This is a genomic window from Heyndrickxia shackletonii (genome assembly GCF_001420715.1).
In the GTDB taxonomy this organism is placed as follows: domain Bacteria; phylum Bacillota; class Bacilli; order Bacillales; family Bacillaceae_C; genus Margalitia; species Margalitia shackletonii.
Window position 1 is genome coordinate 1,493,404 of the sequence record NZ_LJJC01000004.1, and the last position, 11,769, is coordinate 1,505,172.

Annotated in this window: 7 protein-coding genes and 1 other annotated feature (1 of these 8 only partly in view); of the genes, 3 read left to right on the forward strand and 4 right to left on the reverse strand. The window is 37.6% G+C overall.

Annotated features, from left to right (window positions below):
• Window positions 1-255: 255 nt before the first annotated feature.
• On the forward strand, window positions 256-807 hold the full coding sequence (gene lepB / locus AN964_RS07080) for a signal peptidase I (RefSeq protein ID WP_055739006.1): 552 nt from the start codon (window positions 256-258) through the stop codon (window positions 805-807).
• Between the two features lie 599 nt (window positions 808-1,406).
• A complete protein-coding gene (ltrA, locus tag AN964_RS07085; RefSeq protein WP_055737770.1) occupies window positions 1,407-2,666 on the forward strand; it encodes a group II intron reverse transcriptase/maturase in 1,260 nt (419 codons plus the stop codon).
• A gap of 52 nt (window positions 2,667-2,718) precedes the next feature.
• Here the strand turns inward: ltrA and AN964_RS07090 are convergent, their stop codons facing one another.
• Window positions 2,719-3,891: an acetoin utilization protein AcuC gene (locus AN964_RS07090; protein WP_055739007.1), complete on the reverse strand. Its 1,173-nt coding sequence runs from the start codon at window positions 3,889-3,891 to the stop codon at window positions 2,719-2,721.
• Window positions 3,892-3,924: 33 nt separating this feature from the next.
• A complete protein-coding gene (locus AN964_RS07095; protein WP_055739008.1) occupies window positions 3,925-4,557 on the reverse strand; it encodes a GNAT family N-acetyltransferase in 633 nt (210 codons plus the stop codon).
• Window positions 4,558-4,852: 295 nt separating this feature from the next.
• On the opposite strand from AN964_RS07095, the gene acsA reads away from it, so the two are divergent.
• Window positions 4,853-6,571, forward strand: a complete 1,719-nt coding sequence (acsA, locus tag AN964_RS07100; RefSeq protein ID WP_055739009.1) for an acetate--CoA ligase — start codon at window positions 4,853-4,855, stop codon at window positions 6,569-6,571.
• A 537-nt stretch (window positions 6,572-7,108) separates the two neighbouring features.
• Here acsA and AN964_RS07105 read toward each other — a convergent pair.
• Both AN964_RS07105 and AN964_RS07110 read right to left on the reverse strand, forming a co-directional pair.
• The gene (locus AN964_RS07105) at window positions 7,109-8,290 is read right to left on the reverse strand and encodes an IS256 family transposase (RefSeq protein WP_055738254.1); all 1,182 of its coding nucleotides are present in this window, start codon (window positions 8,288-8,290) and stop codon (window positions 7,109-7,111) included.
• 297 nt (window positions 8,291-8,587) lie between these two features.
• Window positions 8,588-11,404 (reverse strand): transglycosylase domain-containing protein, encoded by a 2,817-nt coding sequence (locus AN964_RS07110; protein ID WP_235950770.1) that lies wholly within the window; start codon window positions 11,402-11,404, stop codon window positions 8,588-8,590.
• Window positions 11,405-11,723: 319 nt separating this feature from the next.
• Window positions 11,724-11,769, forward strand: a binding site (T-box leader) (it continues 166 nt past the right edge of the window).

Sequence of the window (11,769 nt, forward strand, 5' to 3'; positions counted from 1 at the left end):
AATTACATTCTACCGCTTCTGGAAAACCCTTTTATTTTCTATTGAAATAAAAATTGTTATGGAACTAGAAAATACATGCATTAACTAGTTTAACAACAACAAGTAAAAAAAAGAATCATACTTATTGTTTTTTTACCATTTGATACATATACATATTTCTGTTAACCTGTTATTATATGAGTAAATTCACGTATATATAGTTGTAAGTATATTACTTTTTGATGTTTGCATGAATTCTAAAAGGATGGTAATTAAATGGAAAAAAACACAAAAAAGGAAGTATATTCATGGATTAAATCAATATTATTTGCAGCAATCATTGTTTTTGTTTGCAGATATTTTATTTTTGTGCCATCCGTCGTGGTGGGACAATCCATGATGCCGAATCTTCAAGATGGTAATAGAATTATTGTTAGTAAATTAAGTAAAATTGAGCGATTTGATGAGATTGTCTTTCATGCTCCAGATGCAGATGAGGATTATGTGAAAAGAGTTATCGGACTGCCTGGAGACAAGGTAGAAATGAAGAATGATGAACTGTATATCAACGGAAAAAAATACGATGAACCATATTTGAAACAATATAAATCTGCTTTACCGCCAATGCAAAAGCTGACGGGAGATTTTTCTTTGCAAGACCCGCCGACGAACGCAAAAGTAGTTCCAAAAGGTTATTTATTCGTGCTAGGGGATAACAGAAAAATAAGTAAGGATAGTCGGATATTTGGATTTGTTCCTATGAAATCGGTAGTGGGAAAAGTGAAGATTCGTTTTTGGCCATTAAACGAGATTAATGTATTTAAATAAACCGTTAAAACAAGACCTAAAAGGTCTTGTTTTTTATTGTGCGCCCGGCATGGGTGTAGTCTCTAGGGTGAAAGTCCCGAACTGTGAAGGCAGAAGTAGCAGTTAGCTTAACGCAAGGGTGTCCGTGGTGACGCGGAATCTGAAGGAAGCGAGCGGCAAACTTCCGGTCTGAGGAACACGAACTTCATACAAGGCTAGGTATCATTGGATGAGTTTGCAATACAAAACAAAGTCCTTTCTGCCGAAGGTGATACAAAGTAAATGAAGCAGATAGATGGAAGGAAAGATTGCACTCTTACCCGGGGAGGTCTGGTTGATACGCCAAGTACACTTGGTAACCTATCTAGTAATGGATAGCTGAACAATCAGAAGTCAGCCGAAGTCGTAGTACTTGGTTTGCTCGAGAGAATCAAGGAAGGACTGAACCATTTTAGGAGAACAAACACTCGGCAAACGGTTCTTTATGTATGAAAGCAGAAAATTCTTACGGAACCTACCTGAAAGGAAGAAATGGTGAATTCCATGGGGGACTTCGGGAGGGCTTAGTAAAGAACCCACTTAATGAGAATGTATTGTTCACGTAGAAAGGATAAATCTCAATGTTAATGGAACGAATGCTGTCACGGGAAAATCTTTTACTGGCATTAAAGCGAGTAGAAAAGAACAAAGGAAGTCATGGAGTAGACAATATGTCCGTAAAAGACCTACGAAGACATATTCTCGAAACGTGGGATACACTTAAAACATCCTTAATGGAGGGTACTTATCAACCTTCTCCTGTCCGTCGGGTTGAAATCCCAAAACCGAACGGTGGAGTAAGGTTATTAGGTATCCCAACCGTGACAGACCGTTTCATCCAACAGGCGATTACTCAGATTTTAACCCCTATCTTCGACCCGACTTTTTCAACACAGAGCTATGGTTTTCGACCAAACAAACGAGGTCATGACGGTGTTAGACAAGCGAAGAAATATATCGAAGAGGGATACCGATGGGTAGTCGACATGGACTTGGAGAAATTCTTTGATAAAGTCAATCATGATAGATTAATGCGGACTCTATCCAAAAGGATTCAAGACAGAACGCTCCTATCACTAATTCGGAAGTATCTACAGTCTGGCATTATGATTAATGGAGTCATAACGAAATCCGAGGAGGGTACGCCCCAAGGTGGACCATTAAGTCCTTTACTCTCCAATATCGTTCTAGATGAACTAGACAAAGAGTTAGAAAAGAGAGGGCACAAGTTTGTCCGATACGCAGATGATTGTAATATCTACGTAAAATCGAGAAGAGCCGGAGAGCGAGTAATGGACTCGATTACTACTTTCATTGAATTTACTCTAAAACTAAAGGTGAATCGAGAAAAGTCAGCTGTAGACAGACCTTGGAAAAGAAAGTTTTTAGGTTTTAGCTTCACATTTCATAAGAAACCGAAGGTGCGGATGTCAAACCAAAGTATTCAACGTGTCAAGAAACGGATACGAGAATTAACTTCAAGGTCAAAACCAATTCCAATGGATTATAGAATAGAGAAGCTGAATCAATATTTGATTGGCTGGTGCGGATATTATGCATTAGCAGATACACCCACTATTTTCAAAGAATTAGACGAATGGATTAGAAGGCGTCTCAGAATGTGCCAATGGAAAGAATGGAAGAAACCAAAAACCAAAGTAAGAAAACTCATTGGATTAGGGATTCCAAAAGAGAAGGCATACGAATGGGGAAACTCTAGAAAGAAATATTGGAGAATAGCCAGAAGCCCAATCCTACAGAAAACCCTCACAAACTCCTATTGGGAGATGCGAGGGCTGAAGAGTCTTTATGTGAGATATTCTCAACTACGTCAGACATAAATGGAACCGCCGTATACGGAACCGTACGTACGGTGGTGTGAGAGGTCGGGGGTTAGTCACCTCCTCCTACTCGATTCGTTTTCAGCATATGCAGTGCTTTTTCAAGTGTTTGTCTATTTTTTTCAGTAATTTCTTTTTTTCTAGGAATTGGTTCATACATGTTTTCAGGATCATCCCATGTTGACACTAATGAAACGCGTGCTTTTGGCTGCCACTTTTCTAACCAAGCTTTTGGAAGTGTACGTCCGATGTTCGTGTTATTTGTCATTTCAAGCCATAAAAGAGACCAGGCTCTTGGAACGACCCGCCAGATGTCGTAACCGCCTCCTCCGACTGCAATCCATTTACCACTGCAATACTTATGTGCAAGCTCATGCGCAAGCTTCGGTATTTCACGATATATATTCATCGTTGCGGATAAATGGGTTAGTGGATCGAAATAATGAGCATCTGCTCCATTTTGAGTTAAGATAATATCTGGCTTAAAATACTCGGCAATTTCTTTTACTGCAGCAATATAGCACTCTAACCAGGACTCATCTTCCGTAAAAGCATCGAGCGGGATATTAAAGGAATATCCATATCCCTTTCCTGTTCCCCATTCGTTCACGTTACCGGTACCTGGAAATAAGTACCGGCCAGTTTCATGGATGGAGATGGTGCAAATATTCTCATCGTCATAAAACGACCATTGGACACCGTCCCCGTGATGGGCATCTGTATCTATATATAAGACTCTAGCATTATATTTTTCTTGTAAGTATTTAAGTGCAACAGAACAATCGTTATAGACACAAAATCCTGACGCCTTCCCGCGAAATCCATGATGGAGTCCGCCTCCTAAATGAAGGGCGTGTAAATAATTGCCAGACATTACCTCATCAACAGCAGTTAAAGTTCCCCCTACTGATAAAGCGCTAGCGTGATGCATATTGGCAAATATAGGGGTATCCTCTGTCCCTAACCCAAAGCTTTCGGCCAGTTCAAGCGTTAATTGATTATTTCCGGCATTTTTTACAGCATTTATGTAGGACGGCTCATGATTTAAAGAAAGTTCTTCATCGGTAGCGACTCGTGGTGCCACAATATCCGTACTGGTAATCGCCTTCATTTCTTTTAATAAATCTAATGTTAATTTGATGCGCATCTGGTTGAAAGGATGGTTATTAGAAAAACGATAAGAAAGAAGTTCATTTGAATAAATAAATACAGCATCTTTAGTCATCATTAAACTCCCGGATAGTTTTTAGTTATACTATTAATACATGAATCTATTCTTAAATCTAATACGGTCAAATTGCTGAATGGAATCTTGGTCAACGTTTCTACCTATTTTCACCATTAAACAATTAGCAGGATGTGAGCATATTTCCGGATCATCTGTTGCAAACCATTCTAACCCGCCTGTTTTCATCATTTTTTCCATTACCTTTCGATATTCCCAAACATTGAGTCCTGTTCCTTTTAAATCCCAATGCCAATAGTACTCGGTTGTGATAATAATATAATTTTCCATATAATCGTCCATCATCGAAACTTTTAATAAGCTTTTTCCAACGGATGCCCCTCTATACTTAGGAATTACTTCAATTGCCCCTAATTCTATTAAATTACTCATATTTCCCTCGGACCAACGTTCTAATGGGTCAGGATGAAGATAAGTAACATAGCCGACAATGGTTTCGTGATCCTTAGCAATAATAATTCTGCCTTCAGGCAAATCGGCAATTTCAATTAGCGCTTTGTGCTGCAGGGCAGGGGGGCGAAAAGCGACTAAATCTTTATGGAATTCCAAGCTAGCAAGCTGTTTGGAAGGAATCGGCCCTTCAATGATTAGATTTCCGTGTGCTGTTTTCAGTTCCATCGCATTATACGTTTTTCTGTGCTCCATCCAGTTCTCCACCTGTCACATAGATATTAATATTATACATAATTATCTTAATTATATAAAAAATAAACCAACATTTTCTTGAAGTTAAGCGTTTTCATTCTGGTAAACCGTTTCTATTATACCATGTTAACAGTGGCCGAAAACCCTAAAAAAATTGAGATTTTAAAAACTTTATATTATAATAATTGTGTGAAAATTATTTAAAGAATGTTCAAGGGAAATGGTTAACATAATATAATTTAATGATAAAGCCTTGAATATTGAACTTTCTTATCTTGGTAAAGGGGTTGTAATCATGAAAGTGGAAGCGTTACCAGCAATTAAAGGAAACTATAATCTTCAAGACTATGAAGAAACTTACAAAACCTTTGATTGGAAGGAAACAGAGAAGTCTTTTTCATGGTCTGAGACAGGTAAGGTAAATATGGCTTATGAAGCGATAGACCGTCATGCCGAATCGTTTCGCAAAAATAAAATAGCACTATATTACCGCAATGATTCAAGAAAAGAAAAGTATACATTCAAGGAATTAAAAGAATTAACAAATAAGGCAGGAAACGTTTTAAAATCATATGGGGATGTTGAAAAAGGTGATAGAGTATTTATTTTTATGCCTAGATCACCTGAATTTTATTTTGCAGCACTAGGTGCTATTAAACTAGGCGCTATTGTTGGTCCGTTGTTTGAAGCATTTATGGAGGGTGCTGTTAAAGACCGTTTAGAAGATAGTGAGGCAAAGGTACTAGTTACCACACCAGATTTATTATACCGTGTTCCTGTTGACCAATTGCCGGCTTTAAAAACCATCTTTATCGTCGGAACAGATGTAGAGGAAGATGGAAAATATGTAGACTTTCTAAAACATTTGGAAGATGCACCGTCAAGTTTAGATATTGAATGGGTTGACAGAAATGATGGTTTAATTCTTCACTATACTTCCGGTTCTACTGGTAAACCAAAAGGCGTCCTTCATGTCCATAATGCAATGATCCAACACTATCAAACTGCTAAATGGGTGTTAGATTTACAAGAAGAGGATATCTATTGGTGTACAGCAGATCCAGGCTGGGTAACGGGAACCTCATATGGAATGTTTGGCCCATGGTTAACAGGTACATCCAATGTAATTATCGGAGGCCGTTTTAGTCCTGATGCATGGTATAAAACAATTGAAGAATTTGGTGTAACTGTTTGGTACAGTGCGCCTACTTCCTTCCGAATGTTAATGGGTGCAGGAGATGAAGTTATTAAGAAATATAATCTTTCCACTCTGCGTCATATTTTAAGTGTAGGTGAACCGCTTAATCCGGAAGTAATTCGCTGGGGACGTAAGGTGTTTAATCATCGAATCCATGATACATGGTGGATGACAGAAACAGGAGCACATTTAATTTGCAACTACCCAAGCATGGAAATTAAACCAGGTTCCATGGGAAAACCGATTCCAGGTGTGGAAGCCGCGATTGTGGATGATCAAGGAAATGTTCTTCCTCCGAATCGAATGGGGAATCTAGCTATTAAACGCGGCTGGCCATCTATGATGCATACTATTTGGAACAATCAAGCAAAATATGATTCCTATTTCTTCCCTAATGGCTGGTATGTATCAGGAGATTCCGCCTATATGGATGAGGATGGATACTTCTGGTTCCAAGGCCGTGTGGATGATGTTATTATGACTGCAGGTGAACGAGTAGGTCCATTTGAAGTGGAAAGTAAATTATTAGAGCATCCAGCTGTTGCAGAGGCAGGAGTCATCGGTAAACCTGACCCTGTGCGTGGTGAAATCATCAAAGCTTTCGTAGCATTAATGGATGGCTATGAAGAATCAGATGAACTAAAAGAAGATATTCGCCAATTTGTTAAAAAAGGCTTTGCTGCCCATGCAGCACCAAGAGAAATAGAGTTCCGTGACAAACTTCCGAAAACAAGAAGCGGTAAAATAATGCGCCGTGTATTGAAAGCTTGGGAACTTGATTTACCTGTTGGTGATTTGTCAACAATGGAAGACTAATTAAATGAAAGAAAGCCCGCACCATTTCGGTGTGGGCTTTCTTTTTGAAAACATAATATATTATCAAATAAATTATGCAAGGAAAACGGTAACGATAAGGAGAGAATCGTGCCCGAAATGAAGGAAAGGCAAGGGAAATGGTAACAATAGGGAGAGAATCGTGCCCGAAATCAAAGTAAGGCAAGGAAAACGGTAACGATAAGGAGAGAATCGTGCCCGAAATGAAGGAAAGGCAAGGGAAATGGTAACAATAGGGAGAGAATCGTGCCCGAAATCAAAGTAAGGCAAGGAAAACGGTAACGATAAGGAGAGAATCGAGTCAAGTCCATTTAATTGTGTAAAAGTGTTAACAATATTTTCGAGTTAATTCAACTTGTGTAATGAACTATATTATTTCGAATTTACTTTGAGGGGTGGGCATGATAGCCTGGAGGGTAAGCCAGGTGTTGTAAACTCCTGGCTTCCTGGCTTTTTATCATGCCTACTGGAGGCTCAAAGTCAATTCGAAATTAGGCTTTTACACTCTGTATGATAGAGTTAATTATCTTTTGATTTTTTTAAATATGGGTAATCCTTTGACGTCCATTCTTCATTAATATCCATCAATACTGAGCCAATAATCCTTATGGCAGACTGATCATTGGTAAAAATACGAATGACTCTTTCTCTTCTACGGACCTCTTGGTTTAATCGTTCTAGCATGTTGGTTGTACGTAAACTTATATGATACTCAACCGGGTGTGCAAGAAACTGGATTGCATCTTCAAAACCACTGTCTAAGATGTCTATGGTTTTGGAAAAGCCTTTGGTATCTTGATATTTTTCTACAAAACGATTTTTCAAATCTCTCACAACATCCATATCTGAGTTTTTAAATAAACATTTTAGCTCTTGCCTAGCTTCAGCTGTTCCTTTTTTAGGTAGCGAATCCAGGAGGTTTCTTATGAAATGGACCGTACAGCGTTGCCATGAAGTACCTAAAAATGTCTCTTTAATAGATGAAACTAAGCCACTATGAGCATCTGAAATAACCATTTTAGGAGATTGAAGTCCTCTGGATTTTAAATACTCAAAGAAGAAAGACCAGCTTTCTGTGGACTCCGTATGGTTAATTTTTAGGCCAATGATTTCTCTATGGCCACCTTCGGTCACTCCAACAGCAATGTGGACACTCTTTGAAACGACTTGTTTGTTTTCGCGAACCTTAATGTACATGGCATCAACGTAAATATATGGGTAATAACTTACGTTTAGTGGTCGGTTTCTCCATTCATTAATTGCAGGGTCCAATGTTTTAATTAGGTTAGAAACAAGTGATTTAGACACACTTTTCCCACATAATTCTTCTACAATTTTAGTCACTTTACGTGTGGAAACACCATTTACTACCATTTCAATCATGGATAGAATTAATGCTTGATCGCAGCGTTTAAACTTTTCAAAGATAGTCGTAGAAAATTCACCGTCTCTAGTTCGAGGAACTTTTAACGTAAGTGAGCCCGCACCAGTCATTAATTCACGCTCATAATAACCATTTCGATACCCTCTACGTTCTTCTGTTCTTTCATGGGAAAGAGCATTGATATATTCGTCTCTTTCTTTCTCCATCAAAGAATTTAAAATTAATGTCAAAGAGGCTTTTACGGGTGATTCAAGTGAGCTTTTTTCAATTTTTTCTTTGAGATCTTCTAAATTTATAGTAATATTTATTTGGGTCATCATCATGTCCTCCGTAAATGGTTTCTTGGTCGAAAACATTGTAACACGGGTCATGATGATGACCTATTCTTTTTACACAATTATATGGACTTAATCGAGAATCGTGCTCGAAATCAGGTTAAGGAAAGGAAAACGGTAACGATAAGGAGAGAATCGTGCCCGAAATCAAAGTAATGCAAGAAAAACGGTAACGCAAAGATGAAGCTTGTTCAAAAACTTGGATTAAAGCATAAAGTCAGAAACGGATGTCCTCAAACAAAAAAGGACCGGGCGGTTTTTGCCCGGTTTTTTCTATGATTAATGATTTAGTCCATTAATGATGTCAATGTTCTCATCGTCATTATTGTTTTCATCTGGTTTTTGATTATCATTAGGAGGTTCAATCCCAATCTGAATTACATTGGAATGAATGGACTCATTTCCTGCAACATCCACAGCCACTACAAATACCTTCTCATTATTTGAATAATAGGATAGGGTTGATCCGCTTTTGATAGATGTAAGTTTTTTACCATCTTTACTATATACGCGGTACCCTACAACATCAGAACTTGGCGACTCCGTCCATTTAATATGTTTTCCTTCTGTTGTTACTTTTACAGGTAATGGAGGTTTTCCATCATCCGTTATTTTATCATCCGGAATTAGAATTTTACTCCAAAGCGGATTATTTGGGATCAACTTTCGCAAATCTTTACTTTGATCTGCACCAATTTCTTTTATAAAGTCTGGATTTAATATAAATCCAGATCTAGCAAATTCGAATGGGGTAGATTCTAATGCTACGTAATTTTTGCCTTTAATGGTCACGTATTTTCCTTCGATCAAGCTATTATCCACTTTTGTTGGAGCAAATTTTACATTAAACAAATCAGATTTAACAAGTCCTGCATCTGAGCATGCTTTGGACGGAAGATTACCCGATATGGCACAATAGGATTTTCTTTCAATACCGCTAGGCATGCTAAAATGTTCTTTCGGAGCAACTAAATTTGGTTTGGCATCATATGCAGCATTCATGAGCTTACTCCATATTTGCAGATTTCTGATACTGTAGTTAGGGTAATTGGAAGATCTTAAATCACTTGGTGTATCATAGCCAATCCATGTACCAAAGGTAACATTAGGATTAGTAGCAACAAACCATGCATCCTTCCAGTCTTGAGTGGTCCCCGTTTTTCCAGCCCAATCAGCTGAAAATTTAAGCATACCTTTAGCTGATGCCGCTGTTCCATAACCTAATACATCTCGCATCATATCAATAGCCAAATAAGACGTTTGCTTGCTAAAAACTTGGACTGGCTTTGCCTGATGCTGATAGATGGTTTTTCCATTTTTATCGACAATTTTATCGATTAGATAAGCATCGACAAATTTACCTCCGTTTGCAAATGTTGCATATGCATTGACATTTTCCTCAACTGTAACACCATTGGTAATTCCGCCAAGTGACAAAGCAGGATTATAATAGTCTCCCTCGGTTAAAGATGTAAAGCCCATTTGTTTTAAATAATTTGCGGGCCGCCCGTTGATTATGTTTAAATACGTTTTGGCAGCGGAAATATTATAAGAATATGCGAGTGCTTGTCTTGCTGTAACGAGCCCATATTCTTTTCCTATTGTATAGTTTTCTGGACTCCATTCCTTCCCACCAGATGTGATAGAAAACTTCGTATCCGCGATCATACTGCCGGGAGAAATTTTTCCTTGTTCAAGGGAGGGACCATATACTAATAATGGTTTCATTGTTGACCCATTTGGGCGTTTTCCTTGTGTTGCGTGATTTAATTGTTCAAGCTTAAAATCACGTCCTCCTACAAAACTTAAAATTTTTCCAGTACTATTCTCAATGAGCATCGCACCAATTTGTACCGGTTCAATCCTGTTCTTTACCCTTCCCGTATTAGGATCTGTATAGGTAACTGTATTGATAGGCCCGTACCCACGAAATTCATTTTTCGCTTTTTGCATTTTATCGTAAATCTGTTTAATGACAGTAGTATGAATTTTATATCCATTTTGACGGATATTACGATTTGCCAGTGTCTCATATTTTTGATTTAAGGTTTTATCTTTTTGTAAGTCTGTATCAGAATAGCCGTCCTTCTTTGCTAAAATCGTAGCGATGATATCTGTTGCCCTTCTCTCAATTTCGTCGACAAGCCAAGGGTACTGTTCCCGCGGGCTTGTCTGAGAGGAAATAAAGTCCTTTTTAATATCGTATTGAAGTGCATCCTTGTATTCTTTATCACTTATATATCCATTATCATGCATCCTTTTTAATACAGTTTTCATACGGTTAATACCAGGTTGCAAGTTTTTCTTTAATGTTCCTTGATTGGTAAACGGGGTATAACCAAATGGGCTTTGGGGCAATCCCGCTATAAAGGCCGATTGCGGAAGGTTCAAATCCTTTGCATTTACTCCAAATATTCCTTTGGCTGCTGTTTGCACGCCAGCGATATTCCTTCCGGATGAATTACGTCCAAAAGTTGTGTCATTCAAATAGGCGTCTAGGATTTGATCCTTTGAAAAAAACTTTTCTAAACGAAGGGCAAGTAATACCTCCTTTGCTTTTCGGTCAAAGGAAACCTCATTCGTCAAAATTTGATTTTTAATAACCTGTTGTGTCAAAGTGCTTCCGCCGGTTTGACTAGAAGAGTTAGTCAGTTCTTGAAAGATGGCCCGAAATAATGCTTTCGGTACAATCCCATGATGCTCATAAAAATATTCATCTTCCGTTGCAATGAGTCCGTTTTTTACATATTTTGAAACCTGGTCAATGGATACTTCTTCACGTTCTAAATCTGTTCGCATTTTACCTAGGTATACATTGTTTGCAAAATATAGTTTCGTTGTTTGATTCTCATCATTGATATCTTTCTTCATCTCAGCATAAGTGCGGATAGGCTCGTCCTTTACTAAGGATGCAAAATAACCAGCACCGATCCCCCCAGCAAAAGCAAAACCAATAACACCGACAATAAAAAAAATAAGAAGTAGATTCCAAAAAACCCCATAAGTAATTCTAGTTCGTTTTTGCAGTTTTTCATTTTGAAAAAACAATAAAATTTTATCGAAAAATATTTTTATCTTATGTATTCTTTCTCTCATCATATCCCCCCAAAATCACCCTCATTATAGCATAAGTATGGGTGGGAATTAGCAGATTTTTCGTAAATTATTTGTTATGTATAGAATTACCCCTAAGAAAAGAAGCATACTATTTATTTGATTGAAAAGGGTATTTTAAGTAAAAAAATTAAATAGGTTAGGTTCATTCCTTTACCTTTACCTGTTCAACGTTGTAAGAGCGTCAATCAGATGCATTTTAATCTTATGGCTATAAAAATACGCAAGAATTTTATTAAAGGATTTGACATTATTTCATGAGTATGTTTAAAATGTATTAAGATTTTATTACAAATTTATATGAAATGCATTGAAGGAATAAAGTAGTCTTTCTATCCCTGTTCTAA

Excerpts from the sequence above, each read along its gene's own strand:
- lepB (WP_055739006.1), top strand. The coding sequence starts at position 256 with ATGGAAAAAAACACAAAAAAGGAAGTATATTCATGGATTAAATCAATA.
- ltrA (WP_055737770.1), top strand. The coding sequence starts at position 1,407 with ATGTTAATGGAACGAATGCTGTCACGGGAAAATCTTTTACTGGCATTA.
- AN964_RS07090 (WP_055739007.1), bottom strand. The coding sequence starts at position 3,891 with ATGACTAAAGATGCTGTATTTATTTATTCAAATGAACTTCTTTCTTAT.
- AN964_RS07095 (WP_055739008.1), bottom strand. The coding sequence starts at position 4,557 with ATGGAGCACAGAAAAACGTATAATGCGATGGAACTGAAAACAGCACAC.
- acsA (WP_055739009.1), top strand. The coding sequence starts at position 4,853 with ATGAAAGTGGAAGCGTTACCAGCAATTAAAGGAAACTATAATCTTCAA.
- AN964_RS07105 (WP_055738254.1), bottom strand. The coding sequence starts at position 8,290 with ATGACCCAAATAAATATTACTATAAATTTAGAAGATCTCAAAGAAAAA.
- AN964_RS07110 (WP_235950770.1), bottom strand. The coding sequence starts at position 11,404 with ATGAGAGAAAGAATACATAAGATAAAAATATTTTTCGATAAAATTTTA.